Origin of the sequence: Lysinibacillus sp. OL1 (genome assembly GCF_004332175.1) — a bacterium.
In the GTDB taxonomy this organism is placed as follows: Bacteria; Bacillota; Bacilli; order Bacillales_A; family Planococcaceae; genus Lysinibacillus; species Lysinibacillus capsici.
Map to the genome: position 1 here is coordinate 138,163 of NZ_SJDS01000007.1, position 21,380 is coordinate 159,542.

The window sequence follows — 21,380 nt, forward strand, 5'->3', positions numbered from 1 at the left end:
AAGTTAGTGGTCAATCGCCAAAGATTGCGTTATGATAAATACCGTTAAATCAACGTTTTGAAAGTGTGTGAAAAGTTATGGTTAATACAATTTATTTAGATAATAGTGCAACAACTAAGCCTTTAAAAGAGGTTATGCAAGCATTTATGGTTGTGAATGAGCAGTATTATGCCAACCCTGCTTCCATCCATGCTATGGGTGTTGAAGCAAATGATTTATTAATACGTGCGCGTGAGCAAGTAGCAGATATTTTGCAGACAGAGGCAAAAAATGTGCTATTTACTTCAGGTGGTACAGAATCAAATAATGCAGCTATTTTTGGCATAGCACGTAGTAATACGCATATAGGAAAGCATATTTTAACGACTGAAATCGAACATCCATCAGTGTTAGAAACAATGAAACAACTTGAAAAAGAAGGCTATAATGTTGAATATCTTCATGTCGATCGAAATGGTGTGATTTCTCTAGATGAGCTTCGTACTAAAATACGAAAAGAAACAATTTTAGTTAGCATCATGCATGTGAATAATGAAATGGGTGCAATTCAGCCTATAAAGGAAGCAGCAAAAATGATTCATGAAATGAGTCGTGCTGTCTTTCATGTTGATGCTGTGCAAAGCTTTGGAAAATTAGCAATATCCTTTAAAGAAGAAGGACCTGACTGTATTTCTATCTCTGGCCATAAAATTCATGGCTTTAAAGGCTCAGGAGTGTTAGCATTCCGTAAACCCATAAGATGGCAGCCTTTTGCTCTTGGTGGAGGTCAGGAATTTGGTATGCGTAGTGGTACTGTAGCAGTTCCGCAAGCTGTTGCTTTAGCGAAAGCGGCTCGACTTGCTGTTGAAACCATGAATGAACGCACAAAAAAATACCGTCAATGGCATGATGAAATCCGAACTCAGCTAGAAAGTTATGGCGAAGCAGTCCATGTTTTATCAACCCCACAGGGAGCTGCGCATATTGTGTCATTTAGTGTTCGTGATTTAAAAGGGGAAGTCATTATTAATGCTATGCAAAAACGTGGTGTCATTGTGTCGACATCAAGTGCATGTTCTTCCAAGCAAACGAAAACAAGTCATGTCGTCGAGGCGCTTCACCTTGATGAGCATTATAAAAAAGGCGTGATTCGCCTTAGCTTTGGCGCACATAACACAATAGAAGATATAGAAAACTTTAAACAAGTACTAGCAGAAGTAATGTTGGAACTCAAAGGAGAAAATAAGTAAATGATTTGGAAAGAAATTTTAATTAGATATGGTGAGCTTTCTACAAAAGGTCGCAACAAAATGGATTTTATCCGCCGTTTACGTGAAAATATTCGTCATGCCTTTGCAGATTTAGGACAACTGCATATTCGCACAGAACGTGACCGTATGTTTATTGCCATAGAAGACGAAGCACAAATGCAAATGCTAATTACAGGTTTACCTAAAATTTTTGGTATTCAATCATTTAGTCCTGTCGCTGCATGCGAAAAAGATATGGACAGTATGAAAAAGCTCGCTATCACGATTATGGAGACATTTAAAGACGAGCCCCATACATTTAAAGTAGAGGTAAAACGTACTGATAAAACATTTCCTTTAGAATCTCATGCCATCCAACGTGAGATCGGTGGCTATGTTTTACCGCAATTTCAAAATTTATCTGTTAAAGTGAAGCAGCCTGATATTGAGCTACGTGTAGAAGTTCGCCATGATGCAACTTATATGATGGCACAAGTCTTACCTGGTGCAGGTGGAATGCCAGTAGGATCAAATGGCAAGTCTTTATTAATGCTATCTGGTGGTATTGATAGCCCTGTTGCTGGTTATTTAATGATGAAGCGTGGTGTGCGATTAGAGGCTATTCACTTCTTTAGTCCACCTTATACAAGCCAAAATTCATTGGAAAAGGTTAAAGTGCTTGCCAATGAATTAACAAAATTTGGTGCTAGTATTCGTTTGCATGTCATTCCTTTTACTGAAATACAAGTTCTTATTAAAGAAAAAGTACCTTCTAATGTATCGATGACGACAACTCGCCGAATGATGTTGAAGGTTGCTGATCAGGTGCGTGAGGAAATTGGTGCACTTGCTATTGTAACGGGTGAAAGTCTTGGACAAGTAGCGAGTCAAACGCTTGAAAGCTTAACAGCAATAAACGCAGTAACAAATACACCTATCCTTCGTCCACTGATTTCAACAGATAAATTAGAAATTATTGATATTGCGGAAAAAATCGGCACATACGAAACATCTATACAGCCATTTGAAGATTGCTGCACGATTTTTACACCAGCTAGTCCAAAAACAAAACCGAAGCTTGAAAAGGTTGAGCATTATGAAAGCTTCTCTGACTTTGATGAATTGATCGAGCGAGCAGTGAAGAATCGCGAGGTCTATATTTTCCCTAAGAAAGAGGAACAGCAAGATAAATTTGCAGATCTACTATAAGGATTTAAAAGCCGTCTCAAAGCCCATTTTGAGACGGCTTTTTTGTATGGATAGCGTTATTCCAATAGAGGTACAATTTACCTCTAAATTTTTTGTATTAAAAATCTAATATCGCACATTCTATATTCACAAGGAGGTGAGAAACATGGCTTCAAACAACAACCGTAGTTCAAACCAGCTTGCAGTACCTGGTGTACAACAAGCACTAGATCAAATGAAATACGAAATTGCACAAGAATTTGGTGTTCAATTAGGAGCTGAAGCTTCAGCTCGTGCCAACGGTTCCGTTGGTGGTGAAATCACTAAACGTCTTGTACAAATGGCAGAATCTCAATTAAAAGGTATGCCAAACAACAACCAATAAATGCTGATTAAGCATTTATAAACTTAAAACCAGTGACCGTAAAAGGCACTGGTTTTAGTTTGTTTATTGATCATTTATTTATACAAGATAGGGATTTAAATGTAGCTACTGTATAATCAACATTTTTGCTTTGACAAATAGCTGAAATAACCGCAACACCATCAACCCCCGTTTGAAATACAGAATGTGCATTTGCGAAATTTATTCCGCCAATTGCTACAATTGGTAATTCAGGATGCAGAGAATGAGCCTCCTGTAAAAAAGATGTGCCACATGGTGGTTGAGCATCGCTTTTAGAGGACGTTGGGAAGATTGGGCCGATGCCGACATAATCAGCTTGATGGTTCATAGCTATTTGCAATTCTTCCTCGCTATGGACAGATACACCAAGAATCATGTTCCCAATTCTTTTACGTGCTACACCTACAGGTAAATCATCTTGCCCGATATGAACACCATCAGCTCCGAGTCGTATCGCTAGATCAACATCGTCATTAATGATAAAGGGCACATTATAGTGATGACATAGTTGTTGACATTGGCGTGCAAACTGTTCATAGGCAAGTCCCGTTAATGCGTGAGGACCTTTTTCACGAAATTGAAACATTGTAATGCCTGCTTGCAAGGCTTTTTCGAGGATATAGATAGGTTCTTCTTGAGAAGGAACATTGCTCGTACCCATAATAAAATAAAGCTGCAAATCCTCACGTTTCATGAATAATCACCTCACAGGCTTCCTTATGCTGTTGATAAGCAAAATGATTAGTGGGTCCATGACCATTTCCAATCGATAAATTATACATAATAGCTAATTGAATAAATTTTTTAGCTTCTATAATGGCATTTTCCAGAGCAAATCCTTGTCCAAGAAAAGCAGTAAGTGCTGCGGAAAATGTACATCCAGTACCATGCGTATTTTTTGTTTGGATGCGAGGAGACTGCATCGAAAAAGAACGCCCATTTTTTAAAAATACGTAATCAATGGCATAAAGTGGATCTGCTAAATGACCACCTTTAATGATGACACATTGTACACCTAGCTGTAACAAGCTTTGAGCTACTTCTTTCATATCTTCAAAATGATGAATAGATCTCCCAGTAAGTGTCTCTGCCTCGGGTATATTGGGCGTAACAACCGTAGCAAGTGGTAATAAAGTTGAGCGTAAGGCATCGATAGCTTCTGGCTGTAATAGGCTTTCCCCACCTTTTGCAATCATCACTGGATCAACAATCAGTGGAATGTTTAGCTCCCTGATCTTGTGTGCAATTGCTGTGATAATTTCTGAGGAATAAAGCATTCCTGTTTTAATCGCAGCGATTGGAAAATCTTCTACTAAGGCTTCTAATTGTTTTTTTATAAAGGAAACGTCAATCGGGCAAACACCTGTTACACCCAAAGTATTTTGAGCAGTTAGAGCAGTAATAACAGAAGTACCAAACACTTCTAATTCCTGAAATGTTTTTAAATCAGCCTGTATACCCGCGCCACCACCACTATCTGAGCCAGCGATTGTTGTTACAATATGCATGAAGCTGCACCATCCTTTGATAAGCGATGTATAGCATTGAGTAAGGCTATTTGAAAATCACCAATGTCTGCAGTAAATGCGGATGCCAGTACACCTGCTTTTTTATAGTAAGTAAGTGTTTCTGTTAATTGTTGGTAAGGATTATGGCTTACACTATAGGCTGCGCCACAAATTGCGCTAAGTAAACAACCTGTACCCGTTACTTCCGTCATTTGTGGATGACCACCAGCAATCCATTGGCTATGCTTGCCATCAGTTATAAAATCGTGTTCTCCTGTGACAATAACAATGCATTGATAGCGTTGAGCCAATGATGTGGCTTCTAATTCCATAGCGATAGTGCCATGACCACTATCGACACCTTTTTGTTGCCAATTTACACCAGCTATTGCTGCTAGCTCGCCGAGATTACAGCGAATCACCGCAAATTGTATGTTTTCCAGTAAGTATCTTACGGTTTCCTTACGATAAGTTGTGGCTCCAACTCCGACAGGATCTAAAATAACAGGAATACCAAGTTTATTGGCTTTTTCGCCTGCTAATAACATGGCACTTTTTGTGCGATCATTAAGTGTTCCAATATTAATTAATAATGCTTGAGCAATGGCCACCATCTCCTCTACCTCTTGGCAGTCATCGGCCATTACTGGTGAAGCACCTATCGCCAATAAACCATTTGCTTGAAAATTTGCCACTACATAATTGGTAATACAATGGATAAGTGGTTGCTGTTGACGAATTGTTTGAAAAATCATTGTAGTCCTCCTTTAGGGATGGACGTAAGCATGCAAAAAAGGCTCTTTTTGTGTAAAAATGCACGAAAAGAGCCTTTCATCTGAAAACGATGTTTATTGCTCCCTACGTCAGTATTAACTAACAGGTTCAAAGGGTCAGGTTTTACCTTCTCAACTCTTACGAGTCCCCCTGCAATCTTGCTTTTAGTTGACCAAAATGTACCATACTTTTCAGTTGTATTCAATAGCAAGTTTTCCTATAGATAAAATGTGACCGATGCCATATAGGAGAGTATGATAGTTGTCATGACTTTACCGAAATTAAGCACAAACCATTGAAAATGCTGAAAAAAGAGTCTTATAATGTGTCATAACAAAAGGGGGCAATTGCCATGAAAAGACAAGATTTAGTTGCACCAGAATGGTATAACATAGTAGAGGAAATTGAAAAATATGCTCAGGATGCAACCAAAAATGCTTTAATTATTTATGAGGAAAACCAAGACATCCAATGTATTACATATGCACATTTATTGGAAAAAGCGAATCAAGCAGCACATGTATTCACTAAGCAAGGTTTAAAGAAAGGTGATGTCATTTTAGTGATGGTACCACGTTCAGTGGAAGCATATATAGTGTATATTGCTGCATTGAAAGCGGGTTTAACGATTATTCCAAGTTCTGAGATGTTAAGAACAAAGGATATTGAGTATCGAATTCATCATGCAAATGCTAAAGCAGTTATTGCATTCGAACCCTATATTGAACAGTTCGATAAAGTTGGAAATTTACAAGACATACTGCAATTTGTCATAGGGAATGCACATGAACCTTGGCAGAACATACTTGAAAAAATGAATAATCAACCTACAACCTACATAAATCCTATCCCAACAAAAAGTACAGACCATGCATTTTTAGCCTATACAAGCGGAACAACAGGAAATCCAAAAGCAGCAGTGCATACGCATAGTTGGGGCTATGCTCATTTACGAACAACAGCACCACATTGGTTGGGGGTACAAGAAAATGATATTGTTTGGGCGACTGCAGCACCAGGATGGCAAAAATGGATATGGAGTCCGTTTCTAGCTACTTTAGGTAGTGGTGCTACTGCATTTGTCTACAAAGGTAAATTTGAAGCAGCTTGTTATTTAGCATTGCTTGAGCGATTCAAAATCAATGTATTATGCTGTACACCAACTGAATATCGTTTTATGGCAGCGCTTGAAGATTTATATGAATATGATTTAAGTGCGATTCGCCAAGCTGTATCAGCTGGTGAGCCATTAAATAGTGAGGTCATTAGAGTATTCTTGGAAACATTCAAATTACAAGTGCGAGATGGCTATGGACAAACAGAAAATACATTATTGGTAGGCACAATGGTAGGAATGGACGCAAGAGTTGGGTCGATGGGAAAACCTACTCCTGGCAACACTGTTGAAATTATTAATGATTTGGGCAAACCCGTTGCAATCGGAGAAGTTGGTGATATTGCTGTTCATCGTGAAACACCAGCCCTCTTTAAAAAATATTTAAATGATCCTGAACGTACAAATTTACAATTTCGTGGGGATTGGTATATTACAGGAGATCGTGCCTATAAAGATGAAGATGGCTACTTTTGGTTTGACGGACGAGGAGACGATGTTATTATTTCCTCAGGCTATACAATTGGCCCTTTTGAAGTAGAGGATGCTTTAATGAAGCATCCAGCTGTAAAAGAGGCTGCTGTTATAGCGAGCCCTGATAAAGTAAGAGGAAATATTGTCAAGGCATTTATTGTTCTGCGCGATGGTGAAAAAGGTGATGGAGCGCTTATTCAAACACTCCAAAGTCATGTTAAATCATTGACTGCTCCTTATAAATATCCACGTGCTATTGAATTTGTAGAGGAACTACCAAAAACATCTTCTGGGAAAATTAGACGTGTCGAATTACGACAACAAGAAATTAAACACCTCCAATTCTAATTCATTTCCTAGGAAATAATGTCGAAAATCAAAGTTCATCAAAGGTATGGACTTTGATTTTTTTATTTTTTTTAGGTAAGGTAATATGAGGAAATACATAGCTTAAAGCTTTTTGTGTTTAATTATTGCAAAAAAATGAAACAAATTGGCAAGTCATACGTATTACGTGTTGAGGAGGCGGAAAGACATGAATGTAAAAAGGTGGGTTGCTTTAGTAGTGGCAGGTGTTCTCTTACTATTTTCGTTAGGAATTAATACCATTTTTGCGCTATTTAAAGCAGATTTCCTAGGTAATTTTGATAGCTTAATGGCAGGTAATAGCTTAGATGTATATGAAAATGTCATTGAAGGGGAAAATTTTGATAAGCGAATTGCTTATTTAAAGGTAGATGGAACGATTCAAGATATCGGCTCAAGTACATTGTGGCAACCAGTTGCCTATGATCATCAATTTTTCTTAGAACAATTGGATAATATTTTATATGATGAGTCCATACAGGGTGTTGTCTTAAGCGTTAATTCACCAGGTGGTGGTGTAAAGGAATCTGCAGATATCTATAAAAAGCTACTAAAAATCAAAGAAGAACGACAAATACCAATTTATGTATCGATGGATTCTATGGCAGCTTCAGGTGGTTATTATATTTCGGCACCAGCAGATAAAATATTTGCCCATCGTGATACAATAACAGGTTCTATTGGTGTCATCATGCAATCTATTAACTATCAAGAGCTGGCTGAAAAAGTAGGGGTCAAATTTGAGACGTTTAAATCAGGAGAGCATAAAGATATGCTAAGTCCAATGCGTGAAGTGACAGAAGAGGAACGTGCAATGATGCAAGATATGATTAATGAAACGTACGAAGAATTTGTAGATATTGTAGAGCAGGGACGTAATATGTCTGAAGCAGAAGTGAAGAAGGTTGCAGATGGTCGTATTCTTGGCGGTACAAAAGCGCTTGAAGCAGGGTTAATTGATGAAATTGGTGATGAAGAAGCGGCCATTGCAGCTCTTCGTGAGGATTATGGACTTGAAGATGCGGCTTTATTTGAGTATTCATACGATATGGGTGGCTGGCAATCATACGTAGGTATGAAAATTGGCTCCATGTTCGGTCCCTCTGCCGAGGAAAAAATGCTAATGAAAATCATGACGGACTATAGCGCACCGAAAATGATGTATCTATATGGGGAATACTAGGAGGGAGCACAATGACAAACAATGAAATTGTTATGCAAGGTTCACCCTCATTGGAAAATGGCTTCTATATAAACACTTCAGGAGAATCAGCAAATGAAAAAAACTATGCATTAAAAACTGCTGGTTTTTGGGTACGATTTTGGGCATTTTTATTAGATGGATTCATTATTTCTGCTGTAGGAGGAATACTCGTCAATCCTATCTTTTATTTAATGGATTGGTCCTTATCTGATTCTGTTTGGTATGCGCCGATTTCTATTATTACAGCAATTTTCTACTATAGTTATTTTGTGCTGATGACAAAGTTCTTTGGACAAACGCTAGGGAAAATGGTGTTTGGATTACGTGTCATTTCATTAAAGCACGATCAGTTAACTTGGTCAGATGTGTTATTCCGTGATTGGATTGGTCGTATCATCAATAATATTTTTATGCCACTGTATATTTTGGTAGTGATTTTGCCAGAAAATCAAGGCTTACATGATTATTTTGCCGATACAACAGTGGTGCACGAAAAAATCTTTATTGAAAAGGCTTTAACACCGACTACATTACCAAAACAAGAAGAACATGTAGAAATTACGGTGCAAGAAGAAAAAATAGACCTCGCCAAGCTAGAGGAAAAAAATGAACAATAAACATAAGACTGTCTCAAATTAGGAGACAGTCTTATCTATTTCTAAGTATGTAAGCTATCATAGTTGCAATTAATTCCCTTCATTTAGTAATATTATGTACATATGATGATTAGGAGGCGTTTAGATGGCACAAGTAACATTTAAAAATGGTCCAGTGACACTAGTAGGAAATGAAGTAAAGGTGGGCGATCAGGCTCCAGATTTTACGGTATTAGCGAATGACCTATCACCTGTAACATTAAATGATTCAGAAGGAAAAGTTCGTTTATTTAGTGTTGTACCATCATTAGATACTGGTGTATGTGATGCGCAAACACGTCGATTCAATGAGGAAGCAGCGAACTTAGGTGATAATGTAGTCATTTATACAGTATCTGTGGATCTTCCATTCGCTCAAAAGCGTTGGTGTGGTGCAGCAGGTATAGATGCAGTCCAAACTGTATCAGATCACCGCGACCTTTCATTTGGTGAGGCATATGGCGTATACATTCAAGAATTACGTCTTCTGACACGTGCAGTATTCGTTGTGGATGCAAACAATAAAGTAACATATGTTGAATATGTACCTGAAGCTACAGATCATCCAAACTATGAAGCGGCCATTGCAGCTGTCAAAGCACTAGCATAATAAGCTGCTTTTAGGCTAAGATAATACTAGACAAAGGGGCTGTGACAAGTGTTTGTCACGGCTCTTTTCTGCGTGAAAGGAAGTTAGATATGGAAAATATCGAAAAGTTATTTGGTTTGCTAAATGCGCATGCCGAAAAAATCGAAAAAGAACACAATATAACGTTACTAGAAGGATTATTAGATGGGTTAGAGGCATGGCTTGATGGCGAAGTTGATTTTTCTCAAAAAGATGCAACAAAAGAGGATATTCGTAAAGCTATTCAAATTGCTATTTTAAAAGGGATGCGCAAAGGCTCACAGCCGAATCATCAAATGACTCCTGATACGTTAGGGCTATTAGTGGGCTACTTTGTGGAGCAGATTTTTGCAGAGCGTCTTGAAAATGAAAAGATCTCGATCATGGACCCAGCAGTAGGCACGGGCAATTTATTACTGACGGTTATGAATTTATTAGATGGAAAAGTGGAAGCAACAGGTGTAGAGGTGGATGAGCTACTTATTCGCCTTGCTGCTGCAACTGCTGACTTAACAGAACAACCTATTTCTTTATACCGTCAAGATGCCTTAGAAGATTTATTGGTCAATCCGGTTGATGCCGTTGTTTGTGATTTACCTGTAGGTTATTATCCAAATGAAGAAGTGGCGCTCAATTATGAATTATGTCCAGCGGAGGGGATGAGTTATGCCCATCATTTATTCATCGAGCAATCAATGAATTATACAAAGGATGGCGGCTATTTATTTTTCCTTGCACCATCTCATCTGTTTGAGTCAGAGCAGTCTAAGCAATTACACAAATACATTCAAAAACATGCGTGGATTCAAGCGATTATTCAATTACCTGATTCTATGTTTGCGAATAAATCATTAGAGAAGAGCATTGTGATTTTACAAAAACAATCGAAGGAATTGAAAGCACCTAAAGAAGTACTATTAGCTAAAGTACCAAATATGCAGAATAAACAGGCACTTGCGCTATTCTTTGAAAAAGTGAAGATGTGGAAAGAGGGCAAGTAATTGCTCTTGAGTGCAAGTAAAAAGGTATCCTATATAAGGATACCTTTTTATGTATTACAAATTAGTTTTCAGGCGTACGGATAACTAGTACGTCACATTTAGCTGAACGTACAATTGCCTCAGATACAGAACCGATTAGGAAGCGTTCTACTGCATTTAGACCAGTTGCACCACAAATGATTAAATCTGCGTCTACGATGTTAGAAAGCTCTTTTGTTATGATATTTTTTGGAGAGCCATACTCGATGATAAGATTAACATTCGTTAAACCTTCATCTTCAGCTTGCTTTTTGTAACCATTTAATAGTTCTTCAGAAAATGCTTGAGCACGCTCTGCAATGGAACGGTCATATGCTTCGATAGCAGCAAATGAACGAGTATCGATTACATTTACTAGATTTAACACTGCACCTTCGTTTCGTTTTGCAACATCAATTGATTTACGAAACGCGTATTCAGCTTCTTTTGAACCGTCTACTGCAACAACAATGCTTTTATAATGATTAGCCATTTGAAAAACCTCCCTGATTTGTATATGTTGATTATACCAAATGATTTTCTAAAGGAAATACTTTCCGCAAGAAAAATTATGAAAATGTGAAGGCATTTCATGTAGAAATGTTCATTAATTATAAATATCTAATTCCCACTATTTGCAGTGTGTAAACGTTTTTTGATTGATTTCAACTACACATGAATCAGGTCCATTAACGGTTACTTAGACTCCTTTTTAGTTTTTAAATATAGTAATTTATAATGATATACAACGTTTGAATATTTGTTAATTTGGAAATCTTATAAATTTTATCTGTATTTGCATTAGTTAAAGCTTTTTTTGCAATTGTTTGGTAATATGGAAGTGCAAGGGGTGCATCAAGTTTAGTTACATAAATGATGCTTATTTCTTACGTTATGGAAGGGGATAGGAAACAATGAAGATTGGTATTCCAAAGGAAATTAAAAACAATGAAAACCGAGTAGCAATGACACCAGCAGGAGTTGTCACTTTAACACATGCAGGACATGAAGTGTACATTGAAACAGGAGCGGGGCTAGGTTCAAGCTTTACGGATGCTGATTACATTGCAGCAGGTGCTCATATTGTTCAAACAGCTAAAGAAGCTTGGTCACAAGAAATGATTATGAAGGTAAAAGAACCTGTAGCTTCTGAGTATGATTACTTCTACGAAGGTCAAATTTTATTCACTTATTTACATTTAGCGCCAGAGGTTGAATTAACTCAGGCACTTTTAAATAAAAAAGTTGTAGGAATTGCCTACGAAACAGTACAATTAGCAAATGGTTCATTACCTTTGTTAACACCAATGAGTGAAGTTGCTGGTAAGATGGCTACACAAATTGGAGCACAGTTCTTAGAGAGAAACCATGCTGGTAAAGGTATTTTACTAGGTGGTGTATCAGGTGTACAACGTGGAAAAGTGACAGTAATTGGCGGTGGTATTGCAGGTACAAATGCTGCAAAAATTGCTGTTGGTATGGGTGCTGATGTGACAGTTATCGATTTAAGCCCAGAACGTTTACGTCAATTAGAAGATATGTTTGGACGTGATGTTCAAACATTAATGTCTAATCCATATAATATTGCAGAATCAGTGAAAGATTCAGATTTAGTTATTGGTGCGGTATTAATCCCAGGCGCAAAAGCACCGAAACTTGTATCGGAAGAAATGATTCAGTCAATGCAAGCCGGCTCTGTTGTAGTCGATATCGCAATTGACCAAGGTGGTATCTTTGCAACATCTGACCGTGTGACAACACATGATGATCCAACCTATGTGAAGCATGGCGTTGTACACTATGCAGTTGCAAATATGCCTGGTGCGGTACCACGTACTTCTACAATTGCTTTAACAAATAATACAATTCCATATGCACTTCAAATTGCCAACAAAGGCTACAAACAAGCTTGCCTTGATAATGCAGCACTGAAAAAAGGTGTGAATACATTAGATGGACAACTTGTTTATAAAGCAGTGGCAGATTCGCAAGGACTACCATTTGTCAATGTGGATGAATTAATTCAATAAACTTTGCTAGACAGAGAAAAAGGAAGCACACTAGTTGCTTCCTTTTTTTGCATTATAGAATGATTAAATCTTTCGGGAATTTTGTTAATACTTCAACGCCATCTTTTGTAACGACAACATCATCCTCAATACGTACGCCTGTTACATCTGATTTATAAATGCCAGGCTCAATCGTAAAGACCATACCTTCTTCCATCGTCATCTCATTGGCACCTGTAACAGATGGGAATTCATGCACAGAAATACCAAGACCATGTCCAAGGCGGTGGGTGAAATATTCACCATAACCAGCCTCTGTAATTGTATCACGCGCAATTTTGTCTAAGTCCATCGCACGAACACCTGGTTTTACTGCTGCGACAGCATTTGTATTGGCAGCTAAAACAGTTTGATAAATTTCCTTTTGTGCTTCACTAGGCTCCCCAAAAGCTACAGTACGTGTAATATCTGAGCAATAGCCATCGTAAATAACGCCAAGGTCAAATAGTACCATATCACCTTTTTCAATTTTACGTGCACCTGGCTTCCCATGAGGAGAGGCAGTTTTTGGACCACTCAATACCATTGTTTCAAAAGACATTTTACAGCCTTTATCTTGAATGGCACTTTCGATTGCTGTTAGGATTTCCATTTCTGTTTTACCTTCAGCAATTTCCTTGCAACCGATTTCAATTGCATAATCGGCCAATTCAGCAGCTTTACGTAATTTTTCTAATTCACTTTTATCTTTGATTACGCGCATCGCATTAATTTTTTCGTCAAGACGCACAAAGCTAGCTTGAGGGAAAGATTGCTGTAAAGCTTCCAAGCGCTCAACAATGAGTTGTGCTTTTTCGATAGCAAATGTAGCTGGGGTGATTTGGCGTGCTACAATCGCTTGAGCAAGAACTTCCATCGAATTTTCTGTATCTTGATGACCAATTACCTCATAAGACCAACCAGCAGCCTTTGCATCTGGAATCTCCATTTGTGGACAAATTAGAAAAGGCTCCGCATCTTTAAAAATCATGACTCCTAGTAATCTTTCATGTGGATTACTTTTAAAGCCTGAAACGTAAAAAACATTGTCAGGTGTTGTTACGAATGCTGCATCGATATGATTTTGCTGCAAGTAACGTTGGATTTCTTCAACCTTTGACATCAATATGTCCTCCTTTTAGTGCATGGGAAATTTTACGTAAGAAAGCTTCGACTGTTGAAAAAAGTAGCGAGGTTTCTTATCGAGTACTGAATAATTATGCTCTAACAGGGTATAAGGCTGTTAGAGAATGCTACCATTATTCTCTGTACAAGCATATCAAAAAAAGGGAAAAAGCGCATGGGTAGCGAATTAAAATGTTGAACTGTACTTTGTTAATCGAGGAGGATGTTAAGATGAAAATAAGTTATCATGGACATTCAGTTGTCAAAATTCAAACAAATGGAAAAACGATATTAATTGACCCTTTTATTAATGGCAATGGGCAAACAGACTTAAAAGTGGCTGATGAAGCGCCAGATATTATTTTACTTACACATGGCCATAATGATCATGTTGGAGATACAGTAGAATTAGCGAAGAAAAAAGATGCGCTAGTCATTGCGCCAAATGAGCTGGCTAATTGGATTTCTTGGCAAGGTGTAAAAACACACCCGATGCATATAGGTGGTGCAAAGGAATTTGACTTTGGTAAAGTAAAGTTTACACAAGCCTTTCATGGCTCTTCTTATGTAACAGAAAATAACGAAATAATTTATATGGGCATGCCTGCTGGACTATTATTATTTATTGAAGGATTAACAATTTATCATGCGGGCGATACAGCTCTTTTTGGTGATATGAAACTAATTGGTGAACGACATCCAATTGATATTGCATTCTTACCAATTGGTGATAATTTTACAATGGGGCCAGAGGATGCAGCGTGTGCAGTTTCGTTTTTAAAGCCGAAAATTGTCGTACCGATTCATTACAATACATTCCCACCAATCGAGCAAGATCCACAAATTTTTGCAGATTTAGTACAAAATACAGAAGTTCAAATTTTGAAAGCTGGCGAAAAAGTAAACTGTTTCTAATCGTTGGTAATGCTGTACTATATGAATTGACACCACGCTGGTAGTTGAAATGATGGGGAAAGTTAAACAATTTCATCACTTTATATTAAATATTTTCATAAAAAATATGGTACACTAAGAGCAGAATTGAAGCTTAGGAAATAGGTGATATTTTGTCTACAAAACATGAGAAAATTTTACAATACATCGAATCACTACCCGTGGGCGATAAAATTTCAGTACGGCAAATAGCAAAGGAAATGCAAGTGAGTGAAGGAACAGCTTACCGTGCAATTAAGGAAGCTGAAAATCGTCGCTTAGTAAGTTCTATTGAACGTGTTGGAACAATTCGTATTGAGAAAAAAAAGAAAGAAAATATTGAGCGCTTAACTTTTGCAGAAATTGTTAATATTGTAGATGGCCAAGTTTTAGGTGGTAAATCAGGTCTACATAAAACACTAACAAAATTTGTTATTGGGGCTATGCAATTAGAGGACATGATGCGTTACACTGATGCAGGTAGCTTATTAATTGTTGGTAACCGTATTAAAGCACATGAGAATGCCCTTCGAGCGGGGGCAGCTGTTTTAATCACCGGCGGTTTTGATACTACGGAAGATAATAAGTTGCTTGCAGATTCATTAGATTTACCAATTATTTCAACAAGCTACGATACGTTTACAGTAGCAACAATGATTAACCGGGCAATCTATGACCAATTGATTAAAAAAGATATTCTTTTTATCGAAGACATTTATGTACCGATGACTGACACTGCAGCATTAAAAAATGATGAAACAATTCATCATTTCCAGAAGCTGAATGAACGTACAACCCATGGTGCATTTCCTGTAGTTACCCACCAAAATAAATTGGTCGGTATGATTACCGTAAAAGACGTCATTGGTCGTGAAGAAAACGAGCTTATTGAAAAAGTAATGACGAAAAACCCAATTGCTGGCTCCATGAAAATGAGTGTCGCTTCGGCAGGGCATCGAATGATTTGGGAGGGGATTGATCTCTTACCAATTGTAGATGACGACAATATTTTACAGGGTGTGATTAGCCGTCAAGATGTACTGAAGGCGTTGCAATTAGCACAAAGACAGCCACAGCATGGTGAAACGATTGATGATTTAGTGAAAAATGAAATGAAGGTATTAGGTGATGAAGAACTCATCGTTGAATTTAAAGTCACACCACAAATGACTAATCAATATGGAGCAATTTCATACGGTGCTTTTACAACTTTACTAGCTGAGGTCGGTTCATTCGCATTAAAACGACGTAAACGTGGAGATGCAGTGGCAGAGAATATGACTATTTACTTTATTAAACCAGTCCAAATGGAAAGTACGCTAACTGTTAAGCCTCGGATTTTAGATATGAGTCGTAAGTTTGTGAAGATGGATTTTGAAGTGTATAATCAACAAATGCTTGTTGGTAAGGCAATGATGATGTTCCAACTATTAGAACGTTAAGTATTGAAAAGGGATGGCCTAGCGCAATTGCTTGGTCATCCCTTTGTTACATATATTATTGATTAATGCGGAATTCTTCCTCAACAAATTGTCCATAATGACGTGCTTTTTTTATATTTTCTACAATAACTAAGATGCCGAGCGCGGCAAGAATTGCTACAATAATAAATGTAAATAAGCTCGGGAATAAATAAGCTTGATTTAAAGCAAATGACAATATTAAGGAACCTAAGCCGATGTTCGCTTTGCTTTTATACCAGTTTTTAGCAATAGGTAATGGAGAACGGAATTGTTTTGTTTTAAAATAAAAATAAAAAACAAAAGATATGATAATCGCAAACACAAATATTAAATTGAGCATAGTAAACCTCCTAGCATAACTAGACATTATTGTAACGATAATTATGTAAAAATGCTAACGGTTCTTACTATCATTTTGGGGGAAATTATTGTGAAAAGACAAATCATCGACACAATTGAGGCCAATGAAACCATTATTATCCATCGTCATGTACGTCCTGATCCTGATGCTTATGGCTCACAGCAAGGCTTAAAAGAGATTATTTTAGCCAATTATCCTGAGAAAAAGGTTTTTGCTGTAGGGGAACATGATGCTTCTTTATCTTTTATGGCACAGCCTGATGAAATAGCGGATGAAGTGTATGAAAATGCTTTAGTTATTGTCACTGACACGGCTAATACAGAGCGTGTTGACGACCAACGCTACACAAAAGGAAAAATGGTGATAAAAATTGATCATCATCCAAATGATGATGCTTATGGTGATCTTTTATGGGTGGACACGACAGCAAGCTCTTGTAGTGAAATGATCTATGAATTATATGAAGAAGGCAAGGAAGTAGCAAACTGGAAACTTTCAGATGCTGCTGCACGCTTATTATTTGCAGGAATAGTGGGCGATACAGGCAGATTCCAATTCCCAAGTACAACAGCTAAAACATTTAAAGTTGCTGCGGATCTGATTACATATGATTTTGATCGAAACCAACTATTTGATGGCATGTACGAAATGGAGCAAAAATTACTTAATTTACAGGGATATATTTATCAAAACTTTACAATGGATGAGCATGGAGCTGCGTATGTGAAGCTAACAAAAGAATTACTGGCAGAGCATGACACAGTGCCATCTGAGGCTTCTTTATTAGTAGGCTGCCTAGGCAGTGTTAAAGATATATGCTCATGGGTTGTTTTCATTGAAGAAGGGGATCAGATCCGTGTACGATTACGTTCGAAGGGTCCCGTTATCAATACATTAGCAAAAGAATTTAACGGTGGCGGACATCCGCTTGCATCTGGTGCTACTGCCTATTCATGGGAAGAAGCAGACCACGTAATTGCAAGATTAAAAGAGATTTGTAAAGCGTATCATTAACAGAGAAAAGGAAGGGATTCATTTGACACATGTATATACAAAGATGCATACGAGCGCGGATTTATTGAAAAGCACAATTCGGCTTGAGCAATTGATTCCTTTTTTACAAGAACAAAAGACACAAGCCTGTGCAATCGTTAATACGAAATTGTACGGGCTTTTGCCTTTTTGTAAAGCATTGCAGCAAGTAAATATCCATGCGGTTATAGGGCTTTCGGTTAACGTTCAGTGGCATGATAAAACGCTGCCCCTCGTCCTGTATGCGCAGACACAGGAGGGCTATCAACATTTATTAAAGATTAGTAGTGCGATTTCAATTAGACAAGATGATATGCTGCCTTGGAAATGGCTTGAGGGATATTCAGCAGGTTGTATAGCGCTACTTTCTTCAGACGATTTAACAGATGTAGATGACTGGCAGGCAATGGTTTCTGCTTTGGTCCAACTGTTTAACCATCACCTCTATATGGGGATTGCTAGACCTGGAGGGATAAAAGCTGAACAAGAAGATGATTTCGTTTCTTGGTGTGAAGAACATGCTATTGCACTTGTAGCATCTCAAAGCTGTTATTTCTTGCGTCCAGAAGATCATTTTGCTTATGAAGTAGCAAGAGCAATTGATACAGGAGAAAAGCTTGGTAATACTATGCAAACAGCTGATGTACAGGGCTATTTTGCCCCAACAGCATTCGAATGGCAAAATTGGTTTGCGGATCGTCCAGATTGGCTTGATGCCAGTACGAAAATGCTTGCTTGCTGTAAAGCTGATTTACCAAAAATGCCTGTGCAAATGCCTAAATTTCCTGTACCTGAAGGTGAAACAGCTGAAAGCTTGCTTGTTAAAGAAGCATTTACTGGATTAGAAGAGCGATTCAAGCAACTGGCAATACCCGGTGCTTACCATGAACGATTACAGTATGAACTAGAAATTATTTGCTCTATGGGCTTTGCTGACTATTTTTTGGTTGTGGCGGATTTTATGCGATATGCAAAAGAAAATCGAATTTTGACGGGACCTGGACGTGGTTCCTCAGCAGGTTCGCTTGTGGCATATAGTCTTTCGATTACCCAAGTAGATCCACTTGCCTATGGTTTATTATTCGAACGTTTTTTAAATCCTGAAAGAATTACCTTACCTGATATTGATATCGATTTTGTTGATAGTAAAAGGCATCAAGTCATTCAGTATGTTGCCCAAAAGTATGGCAAAGCAAATGTCGCACAAATTATTACATTTGGTACATTGTCTGCAAAAGCAGTTGCCAGGGATGTTGCACGAGTATTTGGCTTTGATGCGGAAATACTAGAAAAAATTTCGAAGATGATTCCAAATAAGCCGGGAATTACATTACAAAGAGCTGTAGCAGAGTCACAGGACTTTCAAGGCTGGTTAGCGGAGAATGATAAGCATTTGCGTTGGTACGAAGTGGCGTTAAAATTGGAGGGCCTACCAAGAAACTCGTCTATACATGCAGCTGGTATTGTCATCGCTCCATCGCCTTTAGTGAATACTGTACCGATTGAAGAAGGGCATGATGGTATTTATAGTACCCAATGGCCAATGGGAGATATTGAAGCATGTGGTCTCGTCAAAATGGATTTTTTAGGCTTGCGCAATCTTACTATTTTAGAGCAAATACGTTGGTCAATTTATAAAGCTGGTGGTCCTTGGATAGAATTTGAGCGAATCCCACTGCATGATGACAAGACGTTTCAACTATTACAAAGAGGGGATACGCTGGGGATTTTTCAATTAGAATCAGACGGTATGAAGCAAGCCTTGCGTGATATCTGCCCTACAACCTTTTTAGATATTGTGGCTGTAAATGCACTTTATCGCCCAGGTCCAATGGATTTTATTCCTGTCTATGCAAAACGGAAGGCTGGCAGAGAAATGGTAACGATGCCACATCCAGTGCTAGAGCCTATTTTACAAGAGACCTTTGGTGTGATCGTTTATCAAGAACAAATTATTAAAATTGCATCAGTACTGGCCGGCTTTACAATGGGACAGGCAGATTTGCTTCGCCGAGCAGTGAGTAAAAAAAATCGACAAGTTTTAGAGGAGCAACGCACAGCATTTGTTCAGGGGGCGCTACGCCAAGGCTTTGAGCAGCGTTTAGCTGAAGAAGTATACGAACTGATTGTACGCTTTGCGGATTATGGTTTCCCTAAAAGTCATGCTGTGGCCTATAGTGTTATTTCCTATCAAATGGCTTATTTAAAGGCGCATTTCCCTCAAAACTTTTATGCAGCGTTATTATCAAATGCCACGGGAAATGTAGAAAAGATTCAACAATTTGTCCATGAGGCAAAAGATAAGGGCATCCCATTTTATCCACCTTCATTAAAAAGTAGTACGAAATATTTTATGGTGGAAAAGGAAGGCATTCGCTACAGCTTATCAGGAATTAAAGGTGTGCCTCATACATTTATAGAAAAAATACATGGACTCCGTCAAACAAATCCAGAGGTATTAAATAACCTATTTGATCTAGCTGTTGCCTTAAGTGCGCAGCATTTTAAGCCAAAAGTGTTGGAATCATTGATATATGCTGGGGCGCTTGATTATCTAGAAAAAGATAGAGCCGTCCTCATCATTACAGTTGAGGCAGCTTTGAAACACGCGGAACTTTTAAGGCCAACTGAAGATATTGATTTAGCATCAGCAATGGCATTTAGTTTTGGTAAACCAAAATATATGCAGGCAGAAGCAATGTCCCAGAAGGAAAAATTGATGCATGAAAAAGAGAGCTTGGGCTTTTATATTTCTACCCATCCAGTTGCACAGGAAAGACTCTTCTGGGCGGATATCAATAGTACCTGTCGAGAGTTGAAGCAGAAGCGTGATGGTACCTCCATAAAAATGATTGGTCTGATTGAAGAAGTGAAGAAAATCCGTACGAAAAAAGGTGAGCAAATGGCTTTTGTTCAGCTACAGGATGAGTTTGGAACAGTTTCCACTACATTTTTTCCACAAACCTTTCAGTTGGTCCAAGACCTGCTGGTAGAGGAGGAAATGTTATGGATTGAAGGTGTTTTAGAAAGACGTTTTGGCAAGCCGCAAATCAAAGTAAAACATGCGCAAACGACGAAAAAGATATAAAATGAAACAAGAAATTAGAAACTGCATTAAATTTTATGCAGTTTTTTCTTTACTTTTGCACAGTTATTTTGTAAGCTAGAGTCAACGTTAAAAAGTGGTCAGACCACTTTTTTGATAAGGGGAGTTAGTCGTATGGATAAAAAAACCGAACAAAAAAAAGTGTTTTTAGAAATCGTCCAACAACTACGTCAACTCATTAAAATGGAAAAAATTCAAGCAGGTGAGAAGCTACCTTCCGAACGAGTTCTATCAGAGCGTCTAGGTGTCGGGCGATCCTCTGTGAGAGAGGCTTTGCGAAGCTTAGAGTTGCTAGGGCTTATTGAAACGAGACATGGTGGTGGTACTTTTCTTGCGTCCACACATAAGCATCAGCTCGTAGAAATACTGTCGATGTTTATATTAGAAGATGAAAAATCAAAAAAAGATGTCGAATTAACGCGACAAATTCATGAAATGGAAGCAATCCGCGTAATAAGTTGTACAGAGATTCTTCGCACACTACCTGTGTGGGATAGTTTTTTTGTGAAACTAGAAATAGAAGGTACAATTAATTGTCGAGATATTTTAAGAGAACTATTAATTACGACAGGTAATCGTCTTTCATTAAAAATCTGGTTTCAATTAGCAGCTTATGATGGCGACCGTTTAAATCGAAACTCAACAGAAGATGAAAAATTAATCATTCAAACGATGTTGAAATCGATGCAGCTGGGTTACGAAAAAGAAGCATTAAAAGCTTATGAGCAGTGGATGAGTACTGTACAGAGCATTTAGACAACAACAAA

20 protein-coding genes and 1 riboswitch are annotated in these 21,380 nt (G+C 38.0%); of the genes, 14 read left to right on the forward strand and 6 right to left on the reverse strand.

Annotation, left to right across the window (positions count from 1 at the left end; all coding sequences use genetic code 11):
* Nucleotides 1-77: 77 nt before the first annotated feature.
* The 3 genes from EW028_RS14075 (at nucleotide 78) to EW028_RS14085 (ending at nucleotide 2,802) form a co-directional block, all read left to right on the forward strand.
* Nucleotides 78-1,229 (forward strand): cysteine desulfurase family protein, encoded by a 1,152-nt coding sequence (locus EW028_RS14075; RefSeq protein ID WP_131521330.1) that lies wholly within the window; start codon nucleotides 78-80, stop codon nucleotides 1,227-1,229.
* Nucleotides 1,230-2,438: a tRNA uracil 4-sulfurtransferase ThiI gene (thiI, locus tag EW028_RS14080; protein ID WP_131521331.1), complete on the forward strand. Its 1,209-nt coding sequence runs from the start codon at nucleotides 1,230-1,232 to the stop codon at nucleotides 2,436-2,438.
* Between the two features lie 145 nt (nucleotides 2,439-2,583).
* A complete protein-coding gene (locus EW028_RS14085) occupies nucleotides 2,584-2,802 on the forward strand; it encodes an alpha/beta-type small acid-soluble spore protein (RefSeq protein WP_004226165.1) in 219 nt (72 codons plus the stop codon).
* Between the two features lie 70 nt (nucleotides 2,803-2,872).
* Here EW028_RS14085 and thiE read toward each other — a convergent pair whose 3' ends face one another.
* Genes thiE through thiM form a run of 3 tightly spaced genes read right to left on the reverse strand, consistent with a single transcriptional unit; the run spans nucleotide 2,873 to nucleotide 5,086 of the window.
* Nucleotides 2,873-3,517, reverse strand: coding sequence for a thiamine phosphate synthase (thiE, locus tag EW028_RS14090; protein WP_131521332.1), 645 nt, complete (start codon nucleotides 3,515-3,517; stop codon nucleotides 2,873-2,875).
* On the reverse strand, nucleotides 3,507-4,331 hold the full coding sequence (thiD, locus tag EW028_RS14095; RefSeq protein WP_131521333.1) for a bifunctional hydroxymethylpyrimidine kinase/phosphomethylpyrimidine kinase: 825 nt from the start codon (nucleotides 4,329-4,331) through the stop codon (nucleotides 3,507-3,509). The genes thiE and thiD overlap by 11 nt, the downstream gene beginning before the upstream one ends.
* Entirely contained in the window at nucleotides 4,319-5,086 is a 768-nt protein-coding gene (thiM, locus tag EW028_RS14100) for a hydroxyethylthiazole kinase (RefSeq protein WP_131521334.1), read from the reverse strand. The genes thiD and thiM overlap by 13 nt, the downstream gene beginning before the upstream one ends.
* An 83-nt stretch (nucleotides 5,087-5,169) precedes the next feature.
* Nucleotides 5,170-5,267, reverse strand: a riboswitch (TPP riboswitch).
* 190 nt (nucleotides 5,268-5,457) lie between these two features.
* Here thiM and mbcS point away from each other — a divergent pair.
* The 5 genes from mbcS to EW028_RS14125 all read left to right on the forward strand — a co-directional run bounded on the left by mbcS (nucleotide 5,458) and on the right by EW028_RS14125 (nucleotide 10,527).
* A complete protein-coding gene (gene mbcS / locus EW028_RS14105; protein ID WP_131521335.1) occupies nucleotides 5,458-7,041 on the forward strand; it encodes an acyl-CoA synthetase MbcS in 1,584 nt (527 codons plus the stop codon).
* A 187-nt stretch (nucleotides 7,042-7,228) separates the two neighbouring features.
* Nucleotides 7,229-8,242 (forward strand): signal peptide peptidase SppA, encoded by a 1,014-nt coding sequence (sppA, locus tag EW028_RS14110; protein ID WP_131521336.1) that lies wholly within the window; start codon nucleotides 7,229-7,231, stop codon nucleotides 8,240-8,242.
* 11 nt (nucleotides 8,243-8,253) lie between these two features.
* Nucleotides 8,254-8,880 (forward strand): RDD family protein, encoded by a 627-nt coding sequence (locus EW028_RS14115; RefSeq protein ID WP_131521337.1) that lies wholly within the window; start codon nucleotides 8,254-8,256, stop codon nucleotides 8,878-8,880.
* 124 nt (nucleotides 8,881-9,004) lie between these two features.
* On the forward strand, nucleotides 9,005-9,508 hold the full coding sequence (gene tpx / locus EW028_RS14120) for a thiol peroxidase (RefSeq protein WP_131521338.1): 504 nt from the start codon (nucleotides 9,005-9,007) through the stop codon (nucleotides 9,506-9,508).
* An 89-nt stretch (nucleotides 9,509-9,597) separates the two neighbouring features.
* On the forward strand, nucleotides 9,598-10,527 hold the full coding sequence (locus EW028_RS14125) for a class I SAM-dependent methyltransferase (protein WP_131521339.1): 930 nt from the start codon (nucleotides 9,598-9,600) through the stop codon (nucleotides 10,525-10,527).
* A 61-nt stretch (nucleotides 10,528-10,588) separates the two neighbouring features.
* Here the strand turns inward: EW028_RS14125 and EW028_RS14130 are convergent, their stop codons facing one another.
* Nucleotides 10,589-11,038 carry a universal stress protein gene (locus tag EW028_RS14130; protein ID WP_004226191.1) on the reverse strand — a complete coding sequence of 150 codons (450 nt, stop codon included), beginning with the start codon at nucleotides 11,036-11,038 and terminating at the stop codon, nucleotides 10,589-10,591.
* 421 nt (nucleotides 11,039-11,459) lie between these two features.
* Between EW028_RS14130 and ald the strand changes: the two genes are divergently transcribed.
* Nucleotides 11,460-12,575 (forward strand): alanine dehydrogenase, encoded by a 1,116-nt coding sequence (gene ald / locus EW028_RS14135; RefSeq protein ID WP_004226195.1) that lies wholly within the window; start codon nucleotides 11,460-11,462, stop codon nucleotides 12,573-12,575.
* Nucleotides 12,576-12,627: 52 nt separating this feature from the next.
* Here ald and EW028_RS14140 read toward each other — a convergent pair whose 3' ends face one another.
* Nucleotides 12,628-13,716, reverse strand: coding sequence for a M24 family metallopeptidase (locus tag EW028_RS14140; protein WP_131521340.1), 1,089 nt, complete (start codon nucleotides 13,714-13,716; stop codon nucleotides 12,628-12,630).
* Between the two features lie 233 nt (nucleotides 13,717-13,949).
* Between EW028_RS14140 and EW028_RS14145 the strand changes: the two genes are divergently transcribed.
* Together EW028_RS14145 and EW028_RS14150 are read left to right on the forward strand one after the other, a co-directional pair.
* On the forward strand, nucleotides 13,950-14,633 hold the full coding sequence (locus EW028_RS14145; protein WP_131521341.1) for a metal-dependent hydrolase: 684 nt from the start codon (nucleotides 13,950-13,952) through the stop codon (nucleotides 14,631-14,633).
* Between the two features lie 152 nt (nucleotides 14,634-14,785).
* Nucleotides 14,786-16,093, forward strand: a complete 1,308-nt coding sequence (locus EW028_RS14150) for a DRTGG domain-containing protein (RefSeq protein WP_004226205.1) — start codon at nucleotides 14,786-14,788, stop codon at nucleotides 16,091-16,093.
* A gap of 55 nt (nucleotides 16,094-16,148) precedes the next feature.
* Here EW028_RS14150 and EW028_RS14155 read toward each other — a convergent pair whose 3' ends face one another.
* Complete coding sequence (locus EW028_RS14155) at nucleotides 16,149-16,454, reverse strand: YtpI family protein (protein WP_048393558.1); 306 nt, start codon at nucleotides 16,452-16,454, stop codon at nucleotides 16,149-16,151.
* A gap of 90 nt (nucleotides 16,455-16,544) precedes the next feature.
* Here EW028_RS14155 and EW028_RS14160 point away from each other — a divergent pair, with 90 nt between their 5' ends.
* From EW028_RS14160 to EW028_RS14170, 3 genes are all read left to right on the forward strand, one after another.
* Nucleotides 16,545-17,489: a DHH family phosphoesterase gene (locus EW028_RS14160; RefSeq protein ID WP_131521342.1), complete on the forward strand. Its 945-nt coding sequence runs from the start codon at nucleotides 16,545-16,547 to the stop codon at nucleotides 17,487-17,489.
* Nucleotides 17,490-17,511: 22 nt separating this feature from the next.
* The gene (dnaE, locus tag EW028_RS14165) at nucleotides 17,512-20,595 is read left to right on the forward strand and encodes a DNA polymerase III subunit alpha (protein ID WP_131521343.1); all 3,084 of its coding nucleotides are present in this window, start codon (nucleotides 17,512-17,514) and stop codon (nucleotides 20,593-20,595) included.
* 132 nt (nucleotides 20,596-20,727) lie between these two features.
* Nucleotides 20,728-21,369 carry a FadR/GntR family transcriptional regulator gene (locus EW028_RS14170; protein ID WP_048393566.1) on the forward strand — a complete coding sequence of 214 codons (642 nt, stop codon included), beginning with the start codon at nucleotides 20,728-20,730 and terminating at the stop codon, nucleotides 21,367-21,369.
* The last annotated feature ends 11 nt before the right edge of the window (nucleotides 21,370-21,380 follow it).

Coding starts and splice junctions, on each gene's coding strand:
- EW028_RS14075 (WP_131521330.1), top strand. CDS start 78: ATGGTTAATACAATTTATTTAGATAATAGTGCAACAACTAAGCCTTTA.
- thiI (WP_131521331.1), top strand. CDS start 1,230: ATGATTTGGAAAGAAATTTTAATTAGATATGGTGAGCTTTCTACAAAA.
- EW028_RS14085 (WP_004226165.1), top strand. CDS start 2,584: ATGGCTTCAAACAACAACCGTAGTTCAAACCAGCTTGCAGTACCTGGT.
- thiE (WP_131521332.1), bottom strand. CDS start 3,517: ATGAAACGTGAGGATTTGCAGCTTTATTTTATTATGGGTACGAGCAAT.
- thiD (WP_131521333.1), bottom strand. CDS start 4,331: ATGCATATTGTAACAACAATCGCTGGCTCAGATAGTGGTGGTGGCGCG.
- thiM (WP_131521334.1), bottom strand. CDS start 5,086: ATGATTTTTCAAACAATTCGTCAACAGCAACCACTTATCCATTGTATT.
- mbcS (WP_131521335.1), top strand. CDS start 5,458: ATGAAAAGACAAGATTTAGTTGCACCAGAATGGTATAACATAGTAGAG.
- sppA (WP_131521336.1), top strand. CDS start 7,229: ATGAATGTAAAAAGGTGGGTTGCTTTAGTAGTGGCAGGTGTTCTCTTA.
- EW028_RS14115 (WP_131521337.1), top strand. CDS start 8,254: ATGACAAACAATGAAATTGTTATGCAAGGTTCACCCTCATTGGAAAAT.
- tpx (WP_131521338.1), top strand. CDS start 9,005: ATGGCACAAGTAACATTTAAAAATGGTCCAGTGACACTAGTAGGAAAT.
- EW028_RS14125 (WP_131521339.1), top strand. CDS start 9,598: ATGGAAAATATCGAAAAGTTATTTGGTTTGCTAAATGCGCATGCCGAA.
- EW028_RS14130 (WP_004226191.1), bottom strand. CDS start 11,038: ATGGCTAATCATTATAAAAGCATTGTTGTTGCAGTAGACGGTTCAAAA.
- ald (WP_004226195.1), top strand. CDS start 11,460: ATGAAGATTGGTATTCCAAAGGAAATTAAAAACAATGAAAACCGAGTA.
- EW028_RS14140 (WP_131521340.1), bottom strand. CDS start 13,716: ATGTCAAAGGTTGAAGAAATCCAACGTTACTTGCAGCAAAATCATATC.
- EW028_RS14145 (WP_131521341.1), top strand. CDS start 13,950: ATGAAAATAAGTTATCATGGACATTCAGTTGTCAAAATTCAAACAAAT.
- EW028_RS14155 (WP_048393558.1), bottom strand. CDS start 16,454: ATGCTCAATTTAATATTTGTGTTTGCGATTATCATATCTTTTGTTTTT.
- EW028_RS14170 (WP_048393566.1), top strand. CDS start 20,728: ATGGATAAAAAAACCGAACAAAAAAAAGTGTTTTTAGAAATCGTCCAA.